The sequence below is a fragment of the Streptomyces sp. NPDC107562 genome (genome assembly GCF_055657325.1).
The window spans coordinates 17,221-42,167 of sequence record NZ_JBVKBE010000009.1; the positions used below are offsets into that span (position 1 = coordinate 17,221).

The following is a 24,947-nucleotide window of genomic DNA, read 5'->3' on the forward strand; positions in this document are numbered from 1 at the left end:
GAGATCATGAGCGAGAACCTCACCCTCCCCGCACAGCAGGGCTCCACCGGCACCGGAAGCGAGACGCTGCTCGAGGTCAAGGGCCTGACCAAACACTTCCCGATATTCGGCGGCTTCCCGATCAAACGGAAGGTCGGCGCGGTGCAGGCCGTCGACGGCGTCGACCTGACCGTCGGCGTCGCCGAGAGCGTCGGCCTGGTCGGCGAGTCCGGCTGCGGCAAGTCGACGACGGGCCGGCTGATCACCCGGCTGCTGGAGCCGACGTCCGGCCAGATCACGTACGCGGGCCAGGACATCACGCACGCCTCCCGCCGGCAGCTCGCGCCGGTGCGGTCCGAGATCCAGATGATCTTCCAGGACCCGTACTCCTCGCTGAACCCGCGGCAGACCGTCGGCACGATCATCAAGTCGCCGATGGAGGTCAACGGGATCAACCCGGCGGGCGGCCGGGAGAAGAAGGTCCGCGAACTGCTGGAGCTCGTCGGCCTCAACCCGGAGCACTACAACCGCTTCCCGCACGAGTTCTCCGGCGGCCAGCGCCAGCGCATCGGCGTGGCCCGCGCCCTGGCCCTGAACCCGAAGCTGATCGTCGCCGACGAGCCGGTCTCCGCGCTCGACGTGTCGATCCAGGCGCAGGTGGTGAACCTGCTGCAGAAGGTGCAGCAGGAGCTGGGCATCGCCTTCATGTTCATCGCCCATGACCTGGCCATCGTGCGGCACTTCTCGCAGCGCGTGGCGGTCATGTACCTCGGCAAGGTGGTCGAGGTCGGTGACCGCGACTCGATCTACAACCGGCCGCGGCACCCGTACACCCACGCCCTGCTCTCCGCGGTGCCCGAGGTCGAGTTCGGGGACGAGGAGGAGGGCCGTGAGCGCATCCGCCTCGCCGGTGACGTGCCCTCGCCGATCCACCCGCCGTCCGGCTGCCGCTTCCGCACCCGCTGCTGGAAGGCGCAGGACAAGTGCGCGACGGACGAGCCGCCGCTGGTGCAGATCTCCGGCAACCGGGACGGCCACCTGACGGCCTGCCACTTCCCGGAGGAGCCCACCACGGAGGCCCGCGGCGAGGACGTCGTCCTGGACCCGGCGCTGAAGGCGCTGGAGGAGGCCCAGGACCAGGACTGAGCCCACGTGAAGCCCCCGGGACCGGCGCACACCGGTCCCGGGGGCTTCGCGCTGCCCTGGGGGCCCGTCGTCGCAGACGGGCATTGTCGGACGGGCCCTAGTCCGCCCGAGCCGTGACGCTGACGATCTCGGGGCTCGTGGCGGTGAAGGGCCCGCGGTCGAAGTCGCCGTACCGCTCCCGCACGAGAAGCCCCGCCCCGTCGAGGAGGCGGTCCAGCGTGGTGACGTCCAGGAACCTGATCGTGCTGAGGCTGGTCCGCGGCTCGTCCCAGTGCGGGGCGTCGAACGTCTCGGTGAACGACACCCGCTCGCCGAGCACCGGCGTCCGCGTCTCGTGCCACACCCGCACCGGGTCGCCGTCCGGGCCGGGCACCTCGCGGATCCGCTCCGGGGTCCACGTCTCCCAGGCGCGGGCGGCCCGATTGCGGGTGTCGAAGACGAACCGCCCGCCCGGCCGCAGACTCTCGCGGACCGCGGCGAGCGTGAGCCGCAGTTCCTCGTCGCCGACCAGTTCCTGGAAGGCGTGCCCGGTCATCACGACCAGGTCGAACTCCTCACGCCACGCCGTGCAGCGCAGATCTCCCAGCACCCACTCCACCTCGCGGGTCGCCCGGCGGCCCTGGACGAGCATGGCGGCGGCGGGATCGACTCCGGTCAGCCGGCCCTCGTGCCCGGCCCGGCGGGCCCGCCCGAGGAGGCGTCCGGTGCCGCAGCCCACGTCGAGCACGGCGTCGGCGGACATCACCAGATCGAGGAAGAAGTCGTCACCCGGACCCCACGGGTTGAGCGCGTCGTACAGCCCGGCGAGGAAGGCGTCACCGAAGGAACGATCAACCATCCGGGCAGTGTGCCTGCTGTACGGCTGATCAGTACAGGGATCAGGGATTTACGCCGGAGGAACGGATGCCGCCTTGCCCGGTCGTTCGGATCAGCCGCCCTCCGGGCGGCGACGCGCATTGTCGGACAGGCCCTAGCCCAAAGGGCCGTCCCCGTGTGCGGTGCCTACCGTATGCGTCGATATTGGCTGATAGCGGGTCAGAGCAGTGGTCGACAACGGGTCAGCGTCCCGGCGCTGGCGGCGGATCCCGAGGAGGCACCCCATGCGTGGAGCACGGCACGCCCGATGGGCCGCGTGTGCGGCGGCGTTCGCGCTGCTGGGCGCCGGCTGCGGCGGGGGCGGCGGCGGCAGCGGCGACGGGGGCGCGGTGCTCAGCTCCTCCTGGGGCGACCCGCAGAACCCGCTGGAGCCCGCCAACACCAACGAGGTGCAGGGCGGCAAGGTCCTCGACATGATCTTCCGCGGACTGAAGCGGTACGACCCGGTGAGCGGCAAGGCCGAGGACATGCTCGCCGAGTCCATCACGACGAGCGACTCCCAGAACTTCACCGTCACCGTCAAGGACGGCTGGACCTTCAGCAACGGCGAGAAGGTCACCGCCCGCTCCTTCGTCGACGCCTGGAACTACGGCGCGAGCCTCAGGAACAACCAGCGCAACGCCTACTTCTTCAGCTACATCGACGGCTACGACAAGGTGCACCCGGACGGCGGCGGCACACAGAGCGCCGACACCCTCTCCGGCCTGCGGGTCACCGGCGACCGCACCTTCACCGTACGGCTCAGCCAGAAGTTCTCCAGCTTCCCCGACACCCTCGGCTACGCCGCCTTCGCCCCGCTGCCCCGCGCCTTCTTCGACGACCACGCGGCCTGGCTGAGCAGGCCCGTCGGCAACGGCCCCTACGCCGTCGACTCGTACACCAAGGGCGCCCAGATGTCGTTGCGCACCTGGGAGGGCTACCCGGGCCCGGACAAGGCGCGGAACGGCGGCGTCGACCTCAAGGTCTACACCGACAACAACACCGCCTACACCGACCTGATGGCCGGGAACCTGGACCTCGTCGACGACGTGCCCGCCGCCCAGCTGAAGAACGTGCGCACAGACCTCGGCGACCGCTACCTCAACACCCCGGCCGGCATCCTGCAGACCCTCGCCTTCCCGTACTACGACAAGAACTGGGACAAGCCCGGCATGGACAAGGTCCGCAAGGGCCTGTCCCGGGCGATCGACCGGGAGCAGATCACCAAGACCATCTTCGCCGGCACCCGCACCCCGGCCACCGACTGGACCTCACCGGTGCTGGGCGAGGACGGCGGCTACAAACCGGGCCTGTGCGGCGAGTGGTGCGAGTACGACCCGGCCGCGGCGAGGAAGCTGATCGAGGAGGGCGGCGGACTGCCCGGCGGCCAGGTGAAGATCACGGTCAACGCGGACACCGGCTCGCACAAGCAGTGGGTGGACGCCGTCTGCAACTCCATCAACAACGCCCTCGACAACGACCGCGCCTGCGTCACCGACCCGGTCGGCACCTTCGCCGACTTCCGGGGCCGGATCACCGACAAGAAGATGACGGGCCCCTTCCGCGCCGGCTGGCAGATGGACTACCCGCTGATCCAGAACTTCCTCCAGCCGCTCTACTACACCGACGCCTCCTCCAACGACGGCAAGTGGTCCGACGAGAAGTTCGACGAGCTGGTCGACCGGGCCAACTCCGAGACCGACGCAGCCGCTGCCGTGCGGACCTTCCAGCAGGCCGAGGAGGTCGTCCGGGACAGCATGGCCGCCATCCCGCTCTGGTACCAGAACGGCAGCGCCGGCTACTCGCAGCGGCTGTCCGACGTGAAGCTCAACCCGTTCTCCGTCCCGGTCTACGACGAGATCAAGGTCAGCTGAGGCGGCGCCATGGGACGGTACGTCGTCCGGCGGCTGCTGCAGATGATCCCGGTCTTCGTCGGGGCCACGCTGCTGATCTTCCTGATGGTCAACGTGATGGGCGACCCCATCGCCGGCCTGTGCGGGGAGCGGGAGTGCGACCAGGCGACGGCCGCGCAGCTCAGGAAGGAGTTCGGCCTCGACAAGCCGGTCTGGCAGCAGTACCTGACCTACATGGGCAACCTCTTCACCGGCGACTTCGGCACCGCCTTCAACGGGCAGCCGGTCACCGAGCTGATGGGCAGCGCCTTCCCGGTCACCATCCGGCTGACCGTCGTCGCGATCCTCTTCGAGATCGTCATCGGGATCACCCTGGGCGTGGTCACCGGCCTGCGCCGCGGCCGGCCCGTCGACACCGGAGTCCTGCTGGCCACGCTGGTGGTCATCTCCGTCCCCACCTTCGTCACCGGCCTGCTCCTCCAGCTCCTGCTCGGCGTCGAGTGGGGCTGGATCCCGCCGTCGGTGTCCCCCGAGGCCCCCTTCGCGGAACTGCTGCTGCCCGGCCTGGTCCTCGCCTCGGTCTCGCTGGCGTACGTCACCCGCCTGACCCGCACCTCCATCGCGGAGAACCGCCGCTCCGACTACGTGCGCACCGCCGTCGCCAAGGGCCTGCCCCGGCACCGGGTGGTCACCCGGCATCTGCTGCGCAACTCCCTGATCCCCGTCGTCACCTTCATCGGCACCGACATCGGCGCCCTGATGGGCGGCGCCATCGTCACCGAGCGCATCTTCAACATCCACGGCGTCGGCTACCAGCTCTACCAGGGCATCCTCCGCCAGAACACCCAGACCGTGGTCGGCTTCGTGACCGTCCTCGTCCTCGTCTTCCTGCTCGCCAACCTCCTCGTCGACCTCCTGTACGCCGTACTCGACCCGAGGATCCGCTATGTCTGACGCCCAGGAAACCGGCGCGCCCAGGGGCGCCGTCGCCGGCACCGGCATGGGCGGCGCGATGGACCTCGCCACCAGCGAGGCCCGGACGCTGGAGCGCCCGCCCGGCGGACCGGACGCCGGCGGCCCGTCCGGCAGGCCGCGCTCCCTGTGGTCCGACGCCTGGCACGACCTGCGCCGCAACCCGGTCTTCCTCGTCTCGGCCCTGGTGATCCTCTTCCTGGTCTTCATCTCCCTGTGGCCGTCCGCGATCGCCTCCGGCAGCCCGCTGCGCTGCGACCTCGCCAAGGCCCAGGAGGGCTCCCAGCCCGGCGCCCCCTTCGGATACGACGGACAGGGCTGCAACGTCTACACGCGCACGGTCTACGGCGCCCGTACGTCCGTCGCGGTGGGCGTCTGCGCCACGCTCGGGGTCGCGCTCCTCGGCAGCGTCCTCGGCGGCCTCGCCGGCTTCTTCGGCGGTGTCGGCGACTCGATCCTGTCCCGGATCACCGACATCTTCTTCGCGATCCCGGTCGTCCTCGGCGGACTCGTGCTGCTGTCGGTGGTCACCAGCAACACCATCTGGCCGGTCATCGGGTTCATGGTGCTGCTCGGCTGGCCGCAGATCTCCCGGATCGCCCGCGGCGCGGTCATCACCGCCCGGCAGCACGACTACGTCCAGGCCGCCCGCTCCCTCGGCGCCTCCCCCTCCCGGCTGCTGCTGCGGCACATCGCGCCCAATGCCGTGGCACCGGTCATCGTCGTGGCGACGATCGCGCTCGGCACCTACATCTCGCTGGAGGCGACCCTGTCGTACCTGGGCGTCGGCCTGAAGCCGCCGAGCGTCTCCTGGGGCATCGACATCTCCGCCGCCTCGCCCTACATCCGCAACGCCCCGCACGCCCTGCTGTGGCCCTCCGGGGCGCTCGCGGTGACCGTGCTGGCGTTCATCATGCTCGGCGACGCGGTGCGCGACGCCCTCGACCCCAAGCTGAGGTGAGGTGCCCGGATGCTGCTCGACGTACGTGACCTGCACGTGGAGTTCCGGACCCGGGACGGGGTCGCCAAGGCCGTCAACGGCGTCACCTACCACGTGGACGCGGGCGAGACGCTCGCGGTGCTGGGGGAGTCCGGCTCGGGCAAGTCCGTCACCGCGCAGGCCGTGATGGGCATCCTCGACACGCCCCCCGGACGGATCACCGGCGGCGAGGTCCTCTTCCAGGGCAGGGACCTGCTCCGGCTGAAGGAGGAGGAGCGGCGCAAGGTGCGCGGCGCCGGGATGGCGATGATCTTCCAGGACGCGCTGTCCTCGCTCAACCCCGTGCTGACGGTGGGCGACCAACTCGGCGAGATGTTCGTCGTGCACCGGGGCATGTCCAGGAAGGCCGCGCGGGCCGAGGCCGTCGAGCTCATGGACCGGGTGCGCATCCCGGGGGCCAGGGAGCGGGTGCGGCAGTACCCGCACCAGTTCTCCGGCGGGATGCGCCAGCGCATCATGATCGCCATGGCGCTCGCCCTGGAGCCGGCCCTGATCATCGCCGACGAGCCCACCACCGCGCTCGACGTCACGGTCCAGGCCCAGGTCATGGAGCTGCTCGCCGAGTTGCGGCGCGAGCTGGACATGGGCCTGATCCTGATCACCCACGACCTGGGCGTGGTCGCCGACGTCGCCGACCGGATCGCCGTGATGTACGCGGGCCGGATCGTGGAGTCGGCACCCGTGCACGACATCTACAAGGCGCCCGCCCACCCGTACACGCGCGGCCTGCTCGACTCCATCCCGCGCCTGGACCGCAAGGGCCGGGAGCTGCACGCCGTCAAGGGGCTGCCGCCCAGCCTCCTGGACATCCCGCCGGGCTGTGCCTTCCACCCGCGCTGCCCGATGGCCCGGGACGTGTGCCTGACGGACGTGCCGCCGCTGTACGAGGTGTCCGGGGAGCGGGGCAGCGCCTGCCACTTCTGGAGGGAGTGCCTCGATGACCGATCCGATTCTTGAGGTCAGCGGGCTCGTCAAGCACTACCCGCTCACCCGGGGCATCCTTCGGCACCGGCAGATCGGCTCGGTGAAGGCCGTCGACGGCGTCGACTTCACGCTCGACCGGGGCGAGACCCTCGGCATCGTGGGGGAGTCCGGCTGCGGCAAGTCGACGGTCGCGAAGATGCTGGTGAACCTGGAGCGGCCGACCGCCGGGGTGATCCGGTACAAGGGCGAGGACATCACCGGACTGTCCGGCAAGGCGCTGAAGGCCGTCCGGCGCAACATCCAGATGGTGTTCCAGGACCCGTACACCTCGCTCAACCCCCGGATGACGGTGGGCGACATCATCGGCGAGCCCTACGAGATCCACCCCGAGGTGGCCCCGAAGGGCGACCGGCGCGGACGGGTGCAGGAGCTGCTGGAGGTCGTCGGACTGAACCCGGAGTACGTCAACCGCTATCCGCACCAGTTCTCCGGCGGCCAGCGCCAGCGCATCGGCATCGCCCGCGGGCTGGCGCTGCGCCCGGAGGTCATCGTCGCCGACGAACCCGTCTCCGCCCTCGACGTGTCGGTGCAGGCGCAGGTCATCAACCTGATGGAGCGCCTCCAGGCCGAGTTCGACCTGTCGTACGTGTTCATCGCGCACGACCTGTCCATCGTGCGGCACATCTCGGACCGGGTCGCGGTGATGTACCTCGGACGGATCGTGGAGACCGGCCGGGACGCCGAGATCTACGACCACCCCACGCACCCCTACACGCAGGCGCTGCTCTCCGCCGTCCCCGTGCCCGACCCCGAGGCCCGGGAGCACCGTGAGCGGATCATCCTCGCCGGTGACGTGCCCTCCCCGACGAACATCCCGTCCGGCTGCCGGTTCCGCACCCGCTGCTTCAAGGCGCGCGAACGCTGTGCCCTGGAGGTCCCGGCGCTGGAGGTTCCCGCCGGGTACCGCTCGGCCGGCGGCCCGGCCGCGCATCCCTCGGCCTGTCTCTTCGCGGAGGAGAAGCAGGTCGTCGCACCGGGGGAGACGCGGTAACACACAGGCAACCCCGCGGACCCGGTGGCGATATAAGGACCCGCCACTCTCTGAGACGTACGGCCGTGCGGGTGCCGTGAACGGGCCGGGGGCGCCATGTCCCCCGGCCCGTTGCCGTTCAGCGAGGCAGGCCCAGCGACCGCTTCAGGAAGTCCACCTGAAGCAGCAGCAGGTTCTCGGCGACCTGTTCCTGCGGCGTCATGTGGGTCACGCCGGACAGCGGGAGCACCTCGTGCGGGCGGCCGGCGGCGAGCAGGGCGGACGACAGCCGCAGGGCGTGCGCGACCACCACGTTGTCGTCGGCCAGGCCGTGCACGATCATCAGCGGGCGGTGCGGCTCCGCCGCCGAGGCCAGTCCGTCGTCGGTGACCAGGGAGTTCTTCGCGTACGCCTGCGGGGACGCGGCCGGATGGCCCAGGTAGCGCTCCGTGTAGTGCGTGTCGTAGAGCCGCCAGTCCGTCACCGGGGCCCCGGCGATGCCCGCGTGGAACACATCCGGCCTGCGCAGCACGGCGAGGGCGGCCAGCCAGCCGCCGAAGGACCACCCGCGGACGGCGACCCGGGTGAGGTCCAGAGGGTAGGTCTTCGCGAGGTCCTGGAGCGCCTCGATCTGGTCGTCGAGGGAGACGGTGAAGTCGTCCCGGACCGCCTTCTCCCAGGCGGGGGAGCGGCCGGGCGTGCCGCGCCCGTCGGCGACGACCACCGCGAACCCCTGGTCCGCGAACCACTGCGAGGTCAGGTACGCGTTGTGCGCGGCGACCACGCGAGGGCCGTGCGGGCCCCCGTAGGGGTCGAGGAGGACCGGAAGGGAAGTGTCTCCTCGGTAGTCCTGCGGCATAAGCACGGCGCACGGAATCCCTTGTGCGCCCCCTGAGGTGAGGGTCACGCGCGGGGACATACCGGGATCCTCGGCGTACGACGGGACGGTCGCCACCTGCGTGCCCGCGCGCAGCACCCGCACCGTCGTGCCCGGCCGTTCCGGCGTCGCCGACACGAGCACGGTCACGTCCCCGGCGCGCACCGCCGAGTGCACACCCGGCTCCTGCGACAGACGCTCTACCCCCAGCTCGTTGACCCGGTAGACGTGCACCTCACCGGTCTCCGGACCAGCCGCCTCCGCCCCGGCGGAGGCCGACACGAGCACGTCGTCGGCCGTCACGTCGAGCACCGCGCGCAGGTGCAACTGCGGTCCTGTCAAAGGGCGTTCGCCCACAGCGAGGACCCGCGCGCCGCCCTCGTCGGCGATCCGCACCAGCTGCCCCGAGGGGGACCAGCACGGCACTCCGGGGAAAAGATCAAGCCAAATCGGATCTTCGTCGGCGTGCACCATCCGGGTCGCACCCGTGTCCGGATCCACCGCCAGGAACAACTGGCTGCGCTGGTCACGCGCCTGCACCAGGATCAGCGGTGCGCCCGCCGCTGACCAGTGCACTCGCGCCAGATACGGATACCGCGCCCGGTCCCAGACCACCTCGGTGCGCGCCCCGTCCAGGTCGAGCACGAACAGCCGGACCTCCGCGTTCTCCGTCCCGGCGGCCGGATAGGGGACGTGTTGTGGATCACGTTCGGGCTGGGACGGATCGGAGATCCACCACCGCCGCACCGGCGTGTCGTCCACCCGCGCCACCAGCAGCCGGTCCGACTCCGGCGCCCACCAGAAACCACGCGAACGCCCCATTTCCTCCGCCGCGATGAACTCGGCCAGACCGTAGGAAACCGACTCCCCGTCCGGCTCCGCGAGCGCCCGGTCGCCCTCGCCCTCGGCGCCGATCACCCGCAGCGCGCCCTGCGCGACGTACGCGACGTGCCGCCCGTCGGGGGAGGGGCGCGGGTCGATCACCGGGGTGGGGACGGTGAGTTCACGCGCCGTACCGGCCCGCAGTTCGGCCGTAAAGAGCCGCCCTGACAAGGTGAAAGAGGCCAACTCCACGGCCGTGTCGGTGGCGTAGCCGACGATGCCGGCGCCGCCCTCACGGCTGCGCTCGCGGCGCGCCCGTTCCTCGGGCGAGAGGTGCTCGGCGGACCCGCCCAGCAGGGCGCGCGGGTCGGCCGCCAGGCGCTCGGCGGAGTCCGCCAGGTCGAGCACCCACAGGGCGTTCGCCCGGTCCGTGCCCGCGTGCGAGCGCAGGAAGACGACACGGGAACCGTCGGGAGCCACGGTGAACGAACGCGGCGCGCCGAGCGTGAACCGCTGGGTGCGGGCGTGCCGTCGGGGGAAGGAGTCAGGCTCGGTGGTCATGCCCCGACCATATTGGCCATGCGCCCCCTTGTGCGGCCGTGCGCCATTCGATGCGCGCGTACGGATAGTTATGATCACTAGCGCTGCGTGGGTATGAACCTGCTGGCCGCTGTATGGATTTACATGTTTCCTCGCACTGTTTGTCCCCACATCCCCGGTTCTTGGAGGTGAGCCGCCGTGGCACTCTCGATTTCGGCGGTGGTGCTGCTGGCGATCATCGTCTTCCTGCTGATCAAGAAGTCGGGGCTGAAGGCAGGACATGCGGTGGTCTGCATGCTGCTGGGCTTCTATCTCGCGTCGTCCACCGTGGCGCCCACGATCAGCGAGCTGACCACGAACATCGCGGGCATGATCGGCGGCATCAAGTTCTGAGCGGCCCGGACTGCTCGTAGGGTGGGTCCATGACGGAACGGCCCTCCCGGCGTCTGCTGCTGGTGCACGCGCACCCGGACGACGAGTCGATCAACAACGGCGCGACCATGGCCCGGTACGCGGCCGAGGGTGCGCAGGTGACCCTGGTCACCTGCACCCTCGGTGAACGCGGCGAGGTCATCCCGCCCGAGCTCGCGCATCTGAGCGGCGCCGCCCTCGGCGAGCACCGCCTGGGCGAGCTCACCGCGGCCATGCGGGAACTCGGCGTCGAGGACTTCCGTCAGCTCGGCGCGGCGGGCCGGTACCGGGACTCCGGGATGATGGGCCTGCCCGACAACGACGACCCCGGCTGCCTGTGGCAGGCGGACGTCGACGAGGCCGCCGCCCGGCTCGTCGAGGTGATCCGCGAGGTACGGCCCCAGGTGCTCGTCACCTACGACCCGAACGGCGGCTACGGCCACCCCGACCACATCCAGGCCCACCGCATCGCCATGCGCGCCGCCGACCTCGCCGACGAGGCCGGCCTGGGCATCGCCAAGATCTACTGGAACCGCGTCCCGCGCACCATCGCCGAGGACGCCTTCGACCGCCTCCAGGACGCCCTGCCCGGCCTCGCCTTCACCCGGAGCGCGGTGGCGGACGACGTGCCCGGCGTGGTCGAGGACGAGCGGATCACCACCGAGATCGACGGCACCGCGTACGCCGCCGCCAAGGCCGCCGCGATGGCCGCGCACGTCACGCAGATCGAGGTCGCGGAGCCGTACTTCGCGCTGTCCAACCAGCTCGCCCAGCCGCTGTTCGGCACGGAGTACTACGAGTTGGCGCGGGGCGGGCCGGCGCGCGGCGAAGGCCCCTCGGGACGCGAGACGGACCTGTTCGCCGGGATCGAGGTGGCGTCGTGAGCGACCGGCACCCGACGCTCGCCCAGCCGCTGCGAGGCCCCTCCGCCGGGCGGTTCGCGGCCTACCTCGGCCTGTTCCTGCTCGGCCTGGTGGTCGGAGCCGCCGGATCACTGGTGCAGGCCGCCTGGTTCCCGGGCGGGCTGCTGCTGGCGCTCGTGGGCGCGGCCGGGGCGTTCGTCGGCGGCGCGTGGCTGACCGGGGGGCGGGCCGGAGCCGTGGCGGGCGCGGCCGGCTGGATGCTCTCCGTCATCCTGCTCACCGCCAGCCGTCCCGAAGGGGACTTCCTCTTCGCCGCGGGCGTCGGCTCCTACGCCTACCTGCTCGGCGGCATGGCCGTGGCTGTGATCTGCGCCACCCTCGTTCCGGCGCCGCGCGCGGGTGGCCGGTCCGTCCGACTTGGCGAATGACGTACCAATTCGCCGTCCCGGGCTCGTGCGAGTCCGGTGTGGGTTTCCCCAGCGGTCGCGGGATACCCGCGCGAAGTGGCCAGTATGGTGGAGCCGCCGCCGCGCTGCCCGCGTATATGAGGTCGGAACCGGCGGTGGAGCCAACCGGGAGAACCTGCCTTGAGTCGTGAAACTGACAGTCCGTCCTCCGGGCCCAACGGGCACGGGGGTACCGCATACCCCTCGGGCACGCCGCCCTACGGCACCCCCACGGTTTCCGACAACGGTGCGGACAGGGGCCGTTCGGGCGCAGGGACCGAGGAGCGCAAGACCGAGACCACGCTGACGACCCGGATCCGGATCAACATCCCCGGTTCACGGCCCATTCCGCCGGTCGTCGTGCGCAAGCCCGTCGCCGACGCGGAGAACGCCGACAGCGCCGGGAACGCCGACGGCGGCGACGCGCAGGCCCCGGCGCCGGGCGCTGCCCCGTCCCCGGGCGCCGCCGAGGCCACGGCCGAGCAGCAACGGCCCCAGCCCGCCGAGGAGAAGACCAGCGACTGGTTCGCGCCGCGCAAGTCCGGCCAGGGCAAGCCCGGTCAGGGCGGTGGCGCCACCAACGGGGCGGGCACGCCCACGGGTTCGGCCGCCCCGGCCGCTCCCGCCGCCCCCGCGGCTCCGGGTGCCGCGCGCCCCGGCGGTGTCGTCGGCTCCATGAACATGCAGGGCGGCTCCCGCCCCGGCGGCACCCAGGGCGGTGGCCTCCAGGGCGCCACCGGCGGCCCCGTGGCCCCCGGTCACGGCGGCGGCACGGGCTCCTTCGACGTCACCGAGGCCCTCGCGGCGGGCGCCCACGGCTCGCGGCCCGGCGAACCGCGCCGCGACGACCTGCCGTACTTCAACGAACCCGGACAGAACGGCGGGCAGGGCGGCCAGGACCCCTACGGCGCGCAGAGCCCGTACGGCGGTCAGGGCCCCGTCCCCGACGGCCGGCCCGCTCCGAACGGCCGTGGCGGCTACGGCGGCCCGGCCGGCCCGCAGGCCCCCACGGGCCCCACCGGTGGCCCCGTCACCGGCACCAGCCCCCTCGCCCTGCCGAGCGGCCCCGGCGGCGCCCCGCGCCCCGGCCCCGGCGGCGCCCTGAGTGACGACACCGCGATCCTCACCCCGCAGCCGCCGGCCCCCGAACCGCCGCCCGGCAGCCCGTTCGGCGTGCCTGTGGACAACGTCTCCGGGGACACCCTCACCAGCGGCATCCCCGTCGTGCCGCCCGCCGACCGGAGCACGCCGTTCGGGCCGGGCGCCCCCGCCGACGGGCCGGCGGCGCACACCCCGCCGAAGCGGCCCGAGCCGGCCCGGCAGACCCCTGCCCCGGCCGCGCCCAAGAAGAAAAAGAAGGGCCGCAACAAGCTGGTGCTGCTCAGCGGCGGTGTCATCGCCGTCGCCGGCGTCGCCTACGGCGCCGGTCTGCTGATGAACCACTCCGACGTGCCCAAGGGCACCACCGTGCTCGGCGTGGACATCGGCGGCGGCACCCGCGACGACGCCGTCAAGAAGCTCGACCAGGCCCTCGGCGACCGCGTCGACACCCCGGTGAAGCTGTCCGTCGACGGCGAGACCCTCTCCCTCAGGCCGGACCAGTCGGGGCTCCAGTTCGACACCGACGCCACGGTCGACGCCGCCGCGACCAGCGACTACAACCCGGTCTCCGTGATCGGCTCGCTCTTCGGTCAGGAGCGCGTCGTCGAGCCGGTCATGCCGGTCGACGAGGAGAAGCTGCACTCCGCCCTGGAGACCGCGGCGGGCGCCGCGGGCAGCGCCGGCGACGGCACCGTCAAGTTCGAGTCCGGCAAGGCCGTCGCCGTCTACGGCAAGGCCGGCAAGGGCATCGCCGTCGACCAGGCCACCGAGGCCGTCGAGCAGGCCTACCGCAGCCAGGTGGAGACCGGGGCGGCCACGCCGGTCCAGGTCCCGACCACCGCGAAGCAGCCGACGGTGCCCGACGCCGAGGTCGACCGGATGATGAAGGAGTTCGCCGAACCGGCGATGTCCGCCATAGTCACCGTCCAGACCGACCCGGCCCACTCGATCGCCTTCAGCCCCGAGAAGTCCCTGTGGAAGTTCCTCCGCGTCCAGGCGGTCGACGGCAAGCTCGTCGACACCTATGACGAGGCGGCCCTGAAGGAGCTCTACGGTTCGACCTTCGACGGCGTCCTCATCACGCGGGGCACCGGACAGAAGACCCCGGTCACCGTCCAGGACGTGATCGGCGCCCTGCGCCCGGCCCTGAAGAGCACGACCAACCGAGTAGCAACAATCGAAACCAACCCAAGCTGACCCCCGGAGGGCACCCACCCCCGGGTGCCCTCCCCGCAAGCGCCCCCTGAGGGGCGCGGGGAACTGCGCGCCCAGCCCCCACCCACCCGCACGCGCCCACGGCCTCCGTTCCCCACGCCGACCCGCCGACGCGGCTGGCCGCACCGCCCCTCAGGGGCGCGGGGAACTGCGCGCCCAGCCCCCACGCACCCGACGCCGACCTGCCGACGCCGCCAGGGGCAGCGCCCTCAGGGGCGCGAGGAACTGCGCGCTCAGCCCCCACCCACCCGCACCCGCCCACGGCGACCAGCCCCCCACACCGCACCGCCGACCAAGAAACCCGCGCACCCGCGCTAATTGAGAAGCGCCCGCGCCGCCCGAGCCTCGCCGCGCACCTTCTCCGCAGCCCCCTCGTCCACGGCCTCCACCACCTCCGCGTACGCGTCCAACTCCGCGGCCCCGTCCTCGAACTCCCCGCGCCGCACCAGCACCTGCGCCCGCTCGTACCGCAGCCGCGCCGGATGCGAGGGCAGCAGCAACGACAGCTCCACCGCCCACAGCGCCACGTCCGACCGCTCGGCCCGCGCCGCGGCCCACGCCCGGATGTTGTTCAGGATCCGCACCACCACGTCCAGCGGATCCGCGGGCACCAGCATCGAGGGATCCAGCGGCGCCCCGGTGGCCCCCACCACCAGCAACTCCGTGTCGTTCCCGCTGAGCACCCGCCCCCCGTCGAACGGATCGGCCAGCACCTGTTCCCCGGCCTGACCCGGCGCCCCGCCGAACCCGACCACGAAGTGCCCGGGCAGCGCCACGCCGTACACCGGAGCGCCCGCCCGCCGGGCCACCTCCAGCCACACCACCGACAGCAGGATCGGCAGCCCCCGCCGCCGCGTCAGCACGGCGTGCAGCAGCGACGACTCCAGCCGCTGGTAGTCCGCGGCGGAGCCACGGAACCCGCACCGCTCCCCGAGCAGGTCCCGCACCGCCGTGGCCCAGGCACGCGCCCCGCCCGGCCGGAACGGCAGCATCCCGGCCAGCCGGTCCAGCTCCACCTGCGCGGCGTCGATGCCGGCCTCGTCCAGTTCCCGGTCTGCCTGGGCCCCCACGAGCAGGCACAGCGTCGCCAGGTCGGGCCGCTCGGCCCGCGCCTCCTCGGCGAACCGCCGGCGCAGGTCCGCGGTCCGCTCCGGCGGTGGCGGGAAGGGTGGACGCATGGCTATCGGCCCTCCGGCTCCCGGTAGTGGTGGTACGTGTGATGCGCGCCGAAGCCCAGCCCGGCGTACAACGACCGTGCACCGGCATTGTCCGTCTCGACCTGGAGCCACGCCGCCGACGCGCCCTCCTCCAGCGCGCGCCGGGCCAGTGCCGCCATCACCTCGCTCGCCAGCCCCCGTCGCCGTAGCGCGGGATCCACCTCGACGGCGGCGAATCCGGCCCACCGCCCGTCGACGACGCAGCGCCCGATCGCGGCGGGTGTCCCACCCTCACCGGGAACGCTCGCGAACCACACCGAAGGACCGCTCCCTAGCACGCGCAGCGCCACCTCGCTCACCCCTTTGCGCTGATACCGCGCCAGCCACCCGGCGTCCGCCTCCCGGGACAGCACCACCCCGGCACCCTCGGCCCGGTCGGCGAGCGGCGCGAGGGAGCCGATCCACACCTCCGCGGACACCTCCCGCACCCACCCGCGCCGCTCGAGCTCCGCGCACAGCAGTTCCTGCGTGCCCTCGGCTCCGGTCGCGGTCTGGAGATACGCGGGCAGGCCGCGTACGCCGTACCAGCGCCGTACGGCATCCAGCGCCTCGTCGAGCGACACGCCCGGCTCCCCGAGCGGCAGCACCGAGTTGGCACGCCGGGTGAAGCCCGCCCGTCGCCCGGCCGCCGCCTCCCACGGACGCGCTTCGCGCGACACCTCCTCGACCGCCGCGCGCAGCTCCCACCCGCCGAGCCGCTCGCTCTCCAGCGGCCGCCAGCCCCGCGCGGCGACCCGGGCCAGCTCCTCGTAGGAGGCGGCGGGACCGCGGCGGCGGGCCGGCGCGGCCGGGACCACCTTCCCCGCGACCAGCGCGGACTCCTTGATCCGGACGATCTCGCCGTCCCGTCGTGTGATCACGAGCACACCGTCGTCCCAGGATGTGAGAACGCCCACCGTGTCGGTGAATTTCTGCTCCGCGACACCAGGGTCCCCCAACCGCCGTACGGAGACTCGTTTGCCCACGTCAGCTGTGGTGATACGGACCTCAAGGCGTCCAGCCGCCGATATTTCCACAGGTAGGTTCACCCCTCCTGTTCGGATCATGCCCAAGAACGGAGATACTAGGGGCGGGCATCGACGACGCCGCGCTCCCGCGCGCCAGGCGGCGGAGCCTGAGGAGGCCCGCCGGCGCCCTATCGAGGAGGAACGACAGCGTGACCTACGTCATCGCGCAGCCTTGTGTCGACGTCAAGGACAAGGCGTGCATCGAGGAGTGCCCGGTCGACTGCATCTACGAGGGCTCACGGTCCTTGTACATCCACCCGGACGAATGCGTCGACTGTGGGGCATGTGAGCCGGTCTGCCCGGTCGAGGCGATCTTCTACGAGGACGACACTCCGGAGGAGTGGAAGGACTACTACAAGGCGAACGTCGAGTTCTTCGACGAGCTCGGCTCGCCCGGTGGCGCGAGCAAGCTGGGCCTGATCGAGCGGGACCACCCCTTCGTCGCCGCGCTGCCGCCGCAGGCCGAGTGACATCTTAGGCGACCCGAACGGCGCCGCCTCGGTCCCGTACGGCCCGATCACCCCGATCGCGGCCGCACGGGACCGAGGCGTTTGCCGCACCAGAAAGAGAGCCAGACAACCGTGTCCGCAGTCTCCGACCGCCTGCCCACCTTTCCCTGGGACAAGCTCGCGCCGTACAAGGAGACGGCCGCCGCGCACCCGGACGGCATCGTCGACCTCTCCGTCGGCACCCCCGTCGACCCGGTCCCCGAGCTGGTCCAGCGGGCGCTAGTCGCCGCCGCCGACTCGCCGGGCTACCCGACCGTCTGGGGCACGCCCGAGCTGCGGGACGCGATCACCGGCTGGCTGCGCCGCCGCCTCGGCGCTCAGGACGTCACCCACCACCACGTCCTGCCGATCGTGGGCTCCAAGGAACTCGTCGCGTGGCTCCCGACCCAGCTGGGCCTCGGCCCCGGCGACCGGGTCGCCCACCCGCGCCTCGCGTACCCGACGTACGAGGTCGGCGCGCGTCTGGCCCGCGCGGAGCACGAGGTCTACGACGACCCGACGGACCTGGACCCGGAGGGACTGAAGCTCCTCTGGCTGAACTCGCCCTCCAACCCGACGGGCAAGGTGCTGTCGCAGCAGGAGCTGACCCGGATCGTCGCCTGGGCCCGCGAGCACGGCGTCCTTGTTTTCTCCGACGAGTGCTACGTCGAACTCGGCTGGGAGGCCGACCCGGTCTCGGTCCTCCACCCCGACGTCAACGGCGGCTCCTACGAGGGCATCGTCGCGGTGCACTCGCTGTCCAAGCGCTCCAACCTCGCGGGCTACCGCGCCGCGTTCCTCGCGGGCGACCCGGCGGTCCTCGGCCCGCTGCTGGAGATCCGCAAGCACGGCGGCATGATGACGTCCGCGCCGACGCAGGCGGCCGTGGTGGCGGCGCTGGGCGACGACGTCCACGTCCGCGAGCAGCGCGACCGTTACGCGGCCCGCCGCGCGGCGCTGCGCGAGGCCCTGCTGGGCCACGGCTTCCGCATCGAGCACAGCGAGGCCAGCCTCTACCTGTGGGCGACCCGGGACGAGTCCTGCTGGACCACCGTGGCCCATCTCGGGGACCTGGGCATCCTGGTCGCGCCGGGCGACTTCTACGGCCGGGCGGGCGAGCACTTCGTCCGCGTGGCCCTGACGGCCTCGGACGAGCGGGTCGCGGCGGCGGTCAAGCGCCTCGCCTGAGCACGGCGAAGGGGCCCAGGGACGTCCCTGGACCCCTTCGCGCAGCGTCCGGCACTCAGCCGAGCGGCAGCCCCTTGGTGGGCAGCGTCTGCACCGGCAGCCCGCCCTTGGTCAGCCCGTCCGTCGGCAGCCCGCCCTTGGTCGCGCCGGCCGCGGCGTCGCCCAGGACCGCCCCGGCGGCACCGGCGGCGTCACCCGCGGCCTTCTGCACCGCGGGCGTGGCCTTCTTCGCGACCTGGCCACCGGTCTTGCCCGCGGCGGGCACGGCCTTCTTGACGGCCTTGCCGCCGGTGTCGCCGGCGGCACCGGTGACGTTCTGCGCCGTGCTGTCGACGGTGTTGCCGACGTTCGCCGCGTCCAGGGCGGTCAGTCCGCCGAGGTTGCCGGTGGCGGGCAGCTCGGGGGCCGCGCTGGCGGAGCCGGCCGCACCGACCCCGGCAGCCGCTCCCGCTGCGACAAGCAGCGCGGCACGGGCGATCCGACGGGTCAGGGGGAGGGACATGATGCTCCTTCGACGGGAGATGACGGTGAAGTGTCCTGCCGTTCCCGGGAGTTGACTCCGCGACGTCGTCGGTCGCGTCCTCGTGCCCCGGGCTCGGACGCAGTGACTACCGCTCGAAGCCCGCGAAGGTTGCGGCGTGCCAACGTAAAGAGTTGGCAATGCGTCGCATTATCGGCTGCGGATAAAAACGGGCAAAGAACACCCGGTCCGAAAGTCCGCCGAATCCTTACGGCTCCGCGTTCCCAAGGGTTTTGGCGCATGCGGGGGTGAGGCTGCGAAAACCTGAGCACCCGGCTGCCCCGAGGTGGCGTACGTAACCCGTGAGGATGATCCCTCGCACTACCGTGCAGTGACGATGCGGACGGTGTCGGCGGTGTCCCGGGCCCCGTCCGTGTTCTTCGCGTCCTCGGTGGCGCGCCACCGGCTGTCGGTGTGTCCCGCGACCCACTCCCGCCCGGCGTACGAGACCCGCTCGATGTGCAGCGAGGAGGCGTTGGCCACGGCCCAGTGGGCGTACTGCCAGCCCCGCTCCCGCGTCCCGCGCCCGTCGGTGCCCTCGGCGACCGGCACCGTCACCGTGCGCCCGCTGGTCTCGGGGGCGAGGGTCGGCGTGGGGGTGGCCGTACGGGCGCCCACCTCGGCGCCGGCCTGCTGGACCGCGTCCCGCCCGAAGTCCCGCACCAGCGCGGAACGCACCGCGTCCGGCCCGGCCGTCGGGGTGGCGCCGGGCCGTCCCTCGCAGGTCAGCGTGGCTGCCGCGCGCCCCGTGAGGGCGGCGGCGAGCAGGGTGGCGTCCGGCTCGTGCTTGGCGTACGCCTGCGGGAAGCCGCTGCGCTGCACGCGCTGCGCGGCGACGGTGAGGGGCAGCCGGGTGTAGCCGGGCACGTCGACCAGATGGTCGTAGAACATGCCCGCGGCGTAGATCGGGTCCATGATCTGCTCCTGCGTGCCCCAGCCCTGCGAGGGCCGCTGCTGGAACAGGCCGAGCGAGTCACGGTCGCCGTGGTCGATGTTGCGCAGCGCGGACTCCTGCAGCGCGGTCGCGAGGGCGATCGTGACGGCCCGTTCGGGCAGCCCACGCGCGGTGGCGACGGCGGTGACGGTCGCGGCGTTGACGGCCTGCTCGGGGGTGAACTCGTACGTCTCCCCGTCGCCTTCGGCGGAGACGACCTTGCACCCCGGGCCGCCGGCGCCTCCCGTGACGTACTGCACCGCGAGATAGCCCGCGACCGCGAGCAGGACGACGAAGGCCGCCCCCACTCGGAGAAGGCGGCCACGGCGCTGAAGATGAGGTGACGGCTCTGGCACGCGTACAAGGTACTGGAGAGTACGGAGTGGCAGGAGGCAAGCGGGGAAAGTCCTCCGAGGCAGGGGAGCGCTAGGGTCGACCCATGGCCGACTCCCCCCTTGACCTCGCCCTGGACGCCGCCCGGCTCACCGCCCAGCTCGTCGACTTCCCGTCGGAGAGCGGCAGCGAGAAGCCCCTCGCGGACGCGATCGAGAACGCGCTGCGGGACCTGCCGCACCTCGCCGTCGAGCGGTACGGCAACAACGTCGTCGCCCGCACGGACCTGGGCCGGTCCCAGCGCGTCATCCTCGCCGGGCACATCGACACGGTGCCGATCGCCGGCAACGTGCCGTCCCGGCTGGACGAGAACGGGGTGCTGTGGGGCTGCGGCACCTGCGACATGAAGGCGGGTGTCGCGGTCCAGTTGCGCATCGCGGCGACGGTCCAGGACCCGAACCGCGACCTGACGTTCGTCTTCTACGACAACGAGGAGGTCGCCGCCGACCTCAACGGCCTCAAGCACATCGCCGAGGCGCACCCCGAGTGGCTGGAGGGTGACTTCGCGGTGCTCCTGGAGCCGTCCGACGGCCAGGTCGAGGGCGGCTGCCAGGGCACCCTGCGGGTCCTGCTGCGGACCAGGGGCGAGCGGGCGCACTCGGCGCGCGGCTGGATGGGCTCCAACGCGATCCACGCGGCCGCCCCGATCCTCGCCCGGCTCGCCTCCTACGAGCCCCGTCACCCGGTGATCGACGGACTGGAGTACCGCGAGGGGCTGAACGCGGTCGGCATCTCCGGCGGTGTGGCCGGCAACGTCATCCCCGACGCGTGCGTGGTGACGGTCAACTTCCGCTACGCGCCGGACCGCACCGAGGAGGAGGCCGTCGCACACGTCCGCGAGGTGTTCGCGGACTGCGGCGTCAGCGAGTTCGTCGTGGACGACCACAGCGGAGCTGCTCTCCCCGGACTGTCGCACCCGGCCGCGGCGGCCTTCATCGAGGCCGTCGGCGGCACCCCGCAGCCCAAGTACGGCTGGACGGACGTCTCCCGCTTCAGCGCCCTCGGCGTCCCGGCGGTCAACTACGGCCCCGGCAACCCGCACTTGGCGCACAAGCGGGACGAGCGGGTGGAGACGGCGAAGATCCTCGCCGGCGAGGAGCGGCTGCGGGCCTGGCTCACGGAGTGAGGAGGGCGGGACGTCCGCCGGAGGGTTTCCTCGTGGGCGCTGCGTTGCGGACATGCACATGTCCCCCCTCTGTCACCGCCGTGGATCTACGCTGAGGTGGAAACACCCCGCAAGCGGAGGGAGCGCACATGGCCACCGGCAACCCTGAGGGAAAGCGGCAGCCGCCGGAGGAGCAGCGGCTCGGACCGGTCCTGCGGCGGCGCAACCAGGTCACGCCGAGCACGACGGACCAGCGGCTGCTGGACGCCGGAGGACCCTCGGACTGGGTCCACACCGACCCGTGGCGCGTCCTGCGCATCCAGTCGGAGTTCATCGAGGGCTTCGGCACGCTCGCCGAACTCCCGCCCGCGATCAGCGTGTTCGGCTCCGCCCGCACGCCCGTGGAGTCCTCCGAGTACGAGGTCGGCGTCCGCCTGGGCCGGGGCCTGGTGGAGGCGGGTTTCGCGGTCATCACCGGCGGCGGCCCCGGGGCGATGGAGGCGGCCAACAAGGGCGCCAGCGAGGCGGGCGGCATCTCGGTGGGCCTCGGCATCGAGCTGCCCTTCGAGCAGGGTCTCAACCCCTATGTCGACATCGGCCTCAACTTCCGCTACTTCTTCGTCCGCAAGATGATGTTCGTGAAGTACGCACAGGGCTTCGTGGTCCTCCCCGGCGGCCTGGGCACCCTGGACGAGCTCTTCGAGGCCCTGACCCTGGTCCAGACCCAGAAGGTCACCCGCTTCCCCATCGTGCTCTTCGGCACCGACTACTGGGGCGGCCTCGTCGACTGGCTCCGCCACACCGTGATCGCCCAGGGCAAGGCCGCGGCGAAGGACCTCCAGCTCTTCCACGTCACCGACGACGTGGACGAGGCGGTGGCCCTGGTGTCGAAGGAGGCGGGCCGCTAGCCACCCGTCCCGGGGTGCGGGGGCGGAGCCTTGCCAGGTCCCAGGGGTCCAGGGGACGGATTCCCCGGCGGGGTCCGGGGCGGAGCCCCGGAGAGGCCCGCTTCCTGCCCGACCGAGTCGGGCGGTGGGTGGGCGAGGTCCGGGTCCGGGGCGGAGCCCCGGAGGGGGGCGCCTCAGGCCAACCCCCGCCGAGCCACGGCAGGCCCTCCCCACCCCCCGATCGCCGACACCATCTCCAGCACCTGCCGGGTCTCCCCCACCTCGTGCACCCGGTACACCTGCGCCCCCAGCCACGCGGAGACCGCCGTCGTGGCCAGCGTCCCGATCACCCGCTCCTTGACCGGCCGGTCCAGGCTCTCCCCGACGAAGTCCTTGTTGGACAGCGACACCAGCACCGGCCAGCCGGTCTCGACCATCTCGCCCAGCCGCCGCGTCGCCTCCAGGCTGTGCCGCGTGTTCTTCCCGAAGTCGTGCCCGGGATCGATCATCACGGACTCCCGGGGGACCCCCAGCGAGACCGCCCGCTCGGCCAGCCCGAGCGTCACCCGCAGGATGTCCGCCATGACGTCGTCGTACGTCACCCGGTGCGGCCGCGTACGCGGCTCCGCCCCACCGGCATGCGTGCACACCAGCCCCACCCGGTACCGCGCGGCGACCTCCGCGAGCCTCGGGTCCACCCCGCCCCACGCGTCGTTCAGCAGATCCGCCCCGGCCTCGCACACGGCCTCGCCGACGTCATGCCGCCAGGTGTCCACGCTGATGATCACGTCCGGGAAGCGCCGCCGCACCTCCGCCACGAAGCCGACCGTGCGCCGCGCCTCCTCCTGCGCGGTCACCTCCTCGCCGGGCCCCGCCTTGACCCCGCCGATGTCGATGATCGCGGCTCCCTCGGCCACCGCCTGCTCCACCCGGGCGAGCGCCGGCTCGTCGCGGAACGTGGCCCCCTGGTCGTAGAAGGAGTCCGGGGTCCGGTTGACGATCGCCATGATCACCGGCTCGCGCGGGTCGAACTCCCGCCTGCCCAGCCTGAGCATCCCGTGTGACCTCTCCTCGTTCGTCCTGGTCCCGGTCCTGTGCGACCGCCTGTGACCCTAACTGTCGGACTCGCATGGCACGATCGGACCCTGACACATCCGATGCCGGCGTACGCGACAGGTGCGCCGCCACACTCCGCGTGGGGACCTCAGCGATGGTTATGTTCTTGTTCCTGGTCGTCGCCCTCGCCGTCGTGGTCGCCGCGGTGACCCTCGCGGTGGTCGGCGGCGGCGAGCACGGCCCGCTCCCCGAGGCGGCGCCCGAGCGGCTGCAGGACCCACTGCCCCTGGACCGACCGGTGGGCCGCACGGACATCGACGCCCTGCGCTTCCCCCTGGCCGCCCGCGGCTACCGCATGGCCGACGTCGACGACGCCCTGAACCGCGTCGCCGCCGAGCTCGCGGAGCGGGACGCCCGGATCGCCGACCTGGAGTCCGCCCTGGCCGGCGCCCAGGCGGCGGCCCGCATCCCGATGGACAAGCCCGGCCGGGAAGAGGGCCCGCGATGACCGACGGAGCCACCGTGGCCGGCCCGGACGGCGCCCGGCGCTGCCCCTGGGCCCTGTCCACGCCGGACTACGTGGCGTACCACGACGAGGAGTGGGGCCGCCCGGTCCACGGCGACGACGCGCTGTTCGAGCGGCTCTCCCTGGAGGCCTTCCAGTCCGGCCTGTCCTGGATCACGATCCTGCGCCGCCGCCCCGGCTTCCGCGCCGCCTTCGCCGACTTCAGGATCGCCGCCGTCGCCACCTTCACGGACGACGACCGTGAGCGCCTCCTCGCCGACGCGGGCATCATCCGCAACCGCGCGAAGATCGACGCCACCCTGGCCAACGCCCGGGCGCTGGCCGGCTGGGAGCCCGGTGAGCTGGACGACCTCATCTGGTCGCACGCCCCCGATCCGGACACCCGCCCGGTCCCCAAGACCCTCGCCGACGTCCCCGCGGTCACCCCGGAGTCGACGGCCCTGTCCAAGGCACTGAAGAAGCGGGGCCTGCGGTTCGTGGGACCGACGACGGCGTACGCGCTGATGCAGGCGTGCGGTCTGGTCGACGACCACCTGGCGGACTGCGCCGCACGCCGCGCCGGCTGAGCGTGCTGAGCGTGCTGAGCGGACGGAGCGGCTCAGCGCCCCAGGTACTTCGGCTTCTCCTTGTTCACGAACGCCTGCACGGCGATCCGGTGGTCCTCCGAGGCACCCGCCCGCGACTGCAGCTCGTCCTCCTTCTCCAGCGTCTCGGCCAGGGAGTGGCTGAACCCGTAGGCCACGGCCTCCTTCAGCGCGGCGTACGCCACCGTCGGCCCCTCGGCGAGCGCGCGGGCCACCTGCTCGGCCTCCGCGCGCAGCTGCGCCGCGGGCACGACCCGGTTCGCGATGCCCAGCTCGTACGCCTCCTGCGCCTTGATGCTGCGCGGGAAGAGCAGCAGGTCGGTGGCGCGGCCGGGGCCGACCACGCGCGGCAGCGTCCAGGAGACGCCGGAGTCGGCGGTCAGCGCGACGCCGGCGAACGAGGTGTTGAAGGCCGCGGTGTCCGCCACGACCCGGTGGTCGGCGGCGAGCGCGAAGCCGAAGCCTGCTCCCGCGGCCACCCCGTTCACGCCCGCGACCACGGGCTTCGCCATGTCGGTCAGGGCCCGGACGATCGGGTTGTAGTGCTCGCGGACGGTGCTCATGGTCTGCCCCTCGCCCGCCTCCCGGTCCTCGGCCAGCAGCCCGATGTGCTCCTTGAGGTCCTGGCCCACGCAGAACGCCCGGTCGCCGGCCGCGGTCAGCAGCACCGCCCGCACGGCGTCGTCGGCCGCCGCGGACCGTACCGCGTCCCGGAGCGCGACCTTGGTCTCGATGTTCAGCGCGTTCATCGCCTCGGGGCGGTTCAGCGTGATCGTCGCCAGCCCGTCGTTCACCTCGTAGAGCACGGTGTCGGCCATGGCGTATCCCCTCCGGTTCGGCGGCTCGGGGCGTACCGGTCGGTACGCCCGTCTGAGGACAGCATGGCGGAGATCACGGACAACGGCTCCGGGCGTCCGTGTGAGCTGCGTCAAAGAATTGAGCCCGGTTTTCGGTCGGTGGAAGTCCGTGCGGCTGCGCAGTATCGCAGTCACATCGCCGAATTGAGTG

At 72.3% G+C, this 24,947-nt stretch carries 24 protein-coding genes; 16 read left to right on the forward strand and 8 right to left on the reverse strand.

The genetic code is table 11. The features are described from left to right. Positions 1-6 precede the first annotated feature (6 nt). A complete protein-coding gene (locus ACZ7LV_RS23865) occupies positions 7-1,125 on the forward strand; it encodes an ABC transporter ATP-binding protein (RefSeq protein WP_401672871.1) in 1,119 nt (372 codons plus the stop codon). 97 nt (positions 1,126-1,222) lie between these two features. Here ACZ7LV_RS23865 and ACZ7LV_RS23870 read toward each other — a convergent pair whose 3' ends face one another. Next, positions 1,223-1,963 carry a class I SAM-dependent methyltransferase gene (locus ACZ7LV_RS23870; RefSeq protein ID WP_471941992.1) on the reverse strand — a complete coding sequence of 247 codons (741 nt, stop codon included), beginning with the start codon at positions 1,961-1,963 and terminating at the stop codon, positions 1,223-1,225. A gap of 262 nt (positions 1,964-2,225) precedes the next feature. On the opposite strand from ACZ7LV_RS23870, the gene ACZ7LV_RS23875 reads away from it, so the two are divergent. The 5 genes from ACZ7LV_RS23875 to ACZ7LV_RS23895 are packed head-to-tail and all read left to right on the forward strand — an operon-like array spanning position 2,226 to position 7,780. Further along, a complete protein-coding gene (locus tag ACZ7LV_RS23875; protein WP_471941994.1) occupies positions 2,226-3,854 on the forward strand; it encodes a peptide ABC transporter substrate-binding protein in 1,629 nt (542 codons plus the stop codon). 9 nt (positions 3,855-3,863) lie between these two features. Next, positions 3,864-4,787, forward strand: coding sequence for an ABC transporter permease (locus ACZ7LV_RS23880; RefSeq protein ID WP_471941996.1), 924 nt, complete (start codon positions 3,864-3,866; stop codon positions 4,785-4,787). Then, a complete protein-coding gene (locus ACZ7LV_RS23885) occupies positions 4,780-5,766 on the forward strand; it encodes an ABC transporter permease (protein ID WP_471941998.1) in 987 nt (328 codons plus the stop codon). Before ACZ7LV_RS23880 ends, ACZ7LV_RS23885 begins: the two co-directional genes overlap by 8 nt. Positions 5,767-5,775: 9 nt before the next feature. Then, positions 5,776-6,762 (forward strand): ABC transporter ATP-binding protein, encoded by a 987-nt coding sequence (locus ACZ7LV_RS23890; protein ID WP_401672885.1) that lies wholly within the window; start codon positions 5,776-5,778, stop codon positions 6,760-6,762. Next, positions 6,743-7,780: an ABC transporter ATP-binding protein gene (locus tag ACZ7LV_RS23895; protein WP_401672887.1), complete on the forward strand. Its 1,038-nt coding sequence runs from the start codon at positions 6,743-6,745 to the stop codon at positions 7,778-7,780. Before ACZ7LV_RS23890 ends, ACZ7LV_RS23895 begins: the two co-directional genes overlap by 20 nt. A gap of 118 nt (positions 7,781-7,898) precedes the next feature. On the opposite strand, the gene ACZ7LV_RS23900 is transcribed toward ACZ7LV_RS23895, so the two are convergent. Next, the gene (locus ACZ7LV_RS23900; RefSeq protein ID WP_471942000.1) at positions 7,899-10,019 is read right to left on the reverse strand and encodes a S9 family peptidase; all 2,121 of its coding nucleotides are present in this window, start codon (positions 10,017-10,019) and stop codon (positions 7,899-7,901) included. A gap of 177 nt (positions 10,020-10,196) precedes the next feature. Here ACZ7LV_RS23900 and ACZ7LV_RS23905 point away from each other — a divergent pair, with 177 nt between their 5' ends. The 4 genes from ACZ7LV_RS23905 to ACZ7LV_RS23920 all read left to right on the forward strand — a co-directional run bounded on the left by ACZ7LV_RS23905 (position 10,197) and on the right by ACZ7LV_RS23920 (position 14,016). After that, complete coding sequence (locus tag ACZ7LV_RS23905; protein WP_365455014.1) at positions 10,197-10,391, forward strand: hypothetical protein; 195 nt, start codon at positions 10,197-10,199, stop codon at positions 10,389-10,391. Positions 10,392-10,420: 29 nt separating this feature from the next. Further along, positions 10,421-11,293 carry an N-acetyl-1-D-myo-inositol-2-amino-2-deoxy-alpha-D-glucopyranoside deacetylase gene (mshB, locus tag ACZ7LV_RS23910; RefSeq protein ID WP_471942002.1) on the forward strand — a complete coding sequence of 291 codons (873 nt, stop codon included), beginning with the start codon at positions 10,421-10,423 and terminating at the stop codon, positions 11,291-11,293. Beyond that, positions 11,290-11,700 carry a DUF6113 family protein gene (locus ACZ7LV_RS23915; protein WP_471942004.1) on the forward strand — a complete coding sequence of 137 codons (411 nt, stop codon included), beginning with the start codon at positions 11,290-11,292 and terminating at the stop codon, positions 11,698-11,700. Before mshB ends, ACZ7LV_RS23915 begins: the two co-directional genes overlap by 4 nt. Positions 11,701-11,859: 159 nt before the next feature. Next, positions 11,860-14,016, forward strand: a complete 2,157-nt coding sequence (locus tag ACZ7LV_RS23920) for a hypothetical protein (protein WP_471942005.1) — start codon at positions 11,860-11,862, stop codon at positions 14,014-14,016. A 332-nt stretch (positions 14,017-14,348) separates the two neighbouring features. Here the strand turns inward: ACZ7LV_RS23920 and ACZ7LV_RS23925 are convergent, their stop codons facing one another. Next, positions 14,349-15,212: a transglutaminase-like and tetratricopeptide repeat-containing protein gene (locus ACZ7LV_RS23925; RefSeq protein ID WP_471942007.1), complete on the reverse strand. Its 864-nt coding sequence runs from the start codon at positions 15,210-15,212 to the stop codon at positions 14,349-14,351. A 2-nt stretch (positions 15,213-15,214) separates the two neighbouring features. Next, a complete protein-coding gene (locus ACZ7LV_RS23930) occupies positions 15,215-16,267 on the reverse strand; it encodes a GNAT family N-acetyltransferase (RefSeq protein WP_471942009.1) in 1,053 nt (350 codons plus the stop codon). 140 nt (positions 16,268-16,407) lie between these two features. On the opposite strand from ACZ7LV_RS23930, the gene fdxA reads away from it, so the two are divergent. Together fdxA and ACZ7LV_RS23940 are read left to right on the forward strand one after the other, a co-directional pair. Continuing rightward, positions 16,408-16,728 (forward strand): ferredoxin, encoded by a 321-nt coding sequence (fdxA, locus tag ACZ7LV_RS23935; protein ID WP_362249186.1) that lies wholly within the window; start codon positions 16,408-16,410, stop codon positions 16,726-16,728. A gap of 111 nt (positions 16,729-16,839) precedes the next feature. Beyond that, positions 16,840-17,934 (forward strand): bifunctional succinyldiaminopimelate transaminase/glutamate-prephenate aminotransferase, encoded by a 1,095-nt coding sequence (locus ACZ7LV_RS23940; RefSeq protein WP_471942011.1) that lies wholly within the window; start codon positions 16,840-16,842, stop codon positions 17,932-17,934. A gap of 55 nt (positions 17,935-17,989) precedes the next feature. On the opposite strand, the gene ACZ7LV_RS23945 is transcribed toward ACZ7LV_RS23940, so the two are convergent. Both ACZ7LV_RS23945 and ACZ7LV_RS23950 read right to left on the reverse strand, forming a co-directional pair. Further along, positions 17,990-18,436, reverse strand: coding sequence for an ATP-binding protein (locus tag ACZ7LV_RS23945; RefSeq protein ID WP_471942013.1), 447 nt, complete (start codon positions 18,434-18,436; stop codon positions 17,990-17,992). 339 nt (positions 18,437-18,775) lie between these two features. After that, positions 18,776-19,744, reverse strand: a complete 969-nt coding sequence (locus ACZ7LV_RS23950) for a VldE C-terminal domain-containing protein (RefSeq protein WP_471942015.1) — start codon at positions 19,742-19,744, stop codon at positions 18,776-18,778. Positions 19,745-19,827: 83 nt separating this feature from the next. Here ACZ7LV_RS23950 and dapE point away from each other — a divergent pair, with 83 nt between their 5' ends. Continuing rightward, positions 19,828-20,907 (forward strand): succinyl-diaminopimelate desuccinylase, encoded by a 1,080-nt coding sequence (gene dapE, locus ACZ7LV_RS23955; RefSeq protein WP_471942017.1) that lies wholly within the window; start codon positions 19,828-19,830, stop codon positions 20,905-20,907. A gap of 128 nt (positions 20,908-21,035) precedes the next feature. Beyond that, positions 21,036-21,794, forward strand: coding sequence for an LOG family protein (locus ACZ7LV_RS23960; protein ID WP_471942019.1), 759 nt, complete (start codon positions 21,036-21,038; stop codon positions 21,792-21,794). 173 nt (positions 21,795-21,967) lie between these two features. Here the strand turns inward: ACZ7LV_RS23960 and folP are convergent, their stop codons facing one another. Then, a complete protein-coding gene (gene folP / locus ACZ7LV_RS23965; RefSeq protein ID WP_401672917.1) occupies positions 21,968-22,828 on the reverse strand; it encodes a dihydropteroate synthase in 861 nt (286 codons plus the stop codon). Between the two features lie 155 nt (positions 22,829-22,983). On the opposite strand from folP, the gene ACZ7LV_RS23970 reads away from it, so the two are divergent. Continuing rightward, entirely contained in the window at positions 22,984-23,337 is a 354-nt protein-coding gene (locus ACZ7LV_RS23970) for a DivIVA domain-containing protein (protein WP_401672919.1), read from the forward strand. Further along, positions 23,334-23,921, forward strand: coding sequence for a DNA-3-methyladenine glycosylase I (locus tag ACZ7LV_RS23975; RefSeq protein ID WP_471942021.1), 588 nt, complete (start codon positions 23,334-23,336; stop codon positions 23,919-23,921). Before ACZ7LV_RS23970 ends, ACZ7LV_RS23975 begins: the two co-directional genes overlap by 4 nt. 32 nt (positions 23,922-23,953) lie before the next feature. On the opposite strand, the gene chcB is transcribed toward ACZ7LV_RS23975, so the two are convergent. Continuing rightward, complete coding sequence (gene chcB / locus ACZ7LV_RS23980; protein WP_471942023.1) at positions 23,954-24,757, reverse strand: 2-cyclohexenylcarbonyl CoA isomerase; 804 nt, start codon at positions 24,755-24,757, stop codon at positions 23,954-23,956. Positions 24,758-24,947 lie beyond the last annotated feature (190 nt).

Excerpts from the sequence above, each read along its gene's own strand:
- ACZ7LV_RS23960 (WP_471942019.1), top strand. The coding sequence starts at position 21,036 with ATGGCCACCGGCAACCCTGAGGGAAAGCGGCAGCCGCCGGAGGAGCAG.
- mshB (WP_471942002.1), top strand. The coding sequence starts at position 10,421 with ATGACGGAACGGCCCTCCCGGCGTCTGCTGCTGGTGCACGCGCACCCG.
- ACZ7LV_RS23885 (WP_471941998.1), top strand. The coding sequence starts at position 4,780 with ATGTCTGACGCCCAGGAAACCGGCGCGCCCAGGGGCGCCGTCGCCGGC.
- ACZ7LV_RS23875 (WP_471941994.1), top strand. The coding sequence starts at position 2,226 with ATGCGTGGAGCACGGCACGCCCGATGGGCCGCGTGTGCGGCGGCGTTC.
- ACZ7LV_RS23880 (WP_471941996.1), top strand. The coding sequence starts at position 3,864 with ATGGGACGGTACGTCGTCCGGCGGCTGCTGCAGATGATCCCGGTCTTC.
- ACZ7LV_RS23945 (WP_471942013.1), bottom strand. The coding sequence starts at position 18,436 with ATGTCCCTCCCCCTGACCCGTCGGATCGCCCGTGCCGCGCTGCTTGTC.
- ACZ7LV_RS23895 (WP_401672887.1), top strand. The coding sequence starts at position 6,743 with ATGACCGATCCGATTCTTGAGGTCAGCGGGCTCGTCAAGCACTACCCG.
- ACZ7LV_RS23890 (WP_401672885.1), top strand. The coding sequence starts at position 5,776 with ATGCTGCTCGACGTACGTGACCTGCACGTGGAGTTCCGGACCCGGGAC.
- dapE (WP_471942017.1), top strand. The coding sequence starts at position 19,828 with ATGGCCGACTCCCCCCTTGACCTCGCCCTGGACGCCGCCCGGCTCACC.
- ACZ7LV_RS23870 (WP_471941992.1), bottom strand. The coding sequence starts at position 1,963 with ATGGTTGATCGTTCCTTCGGTGACGCCTTCCTCGCCGGGCTGTACGAC.
- ACZ7LV_RS23900 (WP_471942000.1), bottom strand. The coding sequence starts at position 10,019 with ATGACCACCGAGCCTGACTCCTTCCCCCGACGGCACGCCCGCACCCAG.
- ACZ7LV_RS23865 (WP_401672871.1), top strand. The coding sequence starts at position 7 with ATGAGCGAGAACCTCACCCTCCCCGCACAGCAGGGCTCCACCGGCACC.
- ACZ7LV_RS23970 (WP_401672919.1), top strand. The coding sequence starts at position 22,984 with ATGGTTATGTTCTTGTTCCTGGTCGTCGCCCTCGCCGTCGTGGTCGCC.
- chcB (WP_471942023.1), bottom strand. The coding sequence starts at position 24,757 with ATGGCCGACACCGTGCTCTACGAGGTGAACGACGGGCTGGCGACGATC.
- ACZ7LV_RS23975 (WP_471942021.1), top strand. The coding sequence starts at position 23,334 with ATGACCGACGGAGCCACCGTGGCCGGCCCGGACGGCGCCCGGCGCTGC.
- ACZ7LV_RS23925 (WP_471942007.1), bottom strand. The coding sequence starts at position 15,212 with ATGCGTCCACCCTTCCCGCCACCGCCGGAGCGGACCGCGGACCTGCGC.
- folP (WP_401672917.1), bottom strand. The coding sequence starts at position 22,828 with ATGCTCAGGCTGGGCAGGCGGGAGTTCGACCCGCGCGAGCCGGTGATC.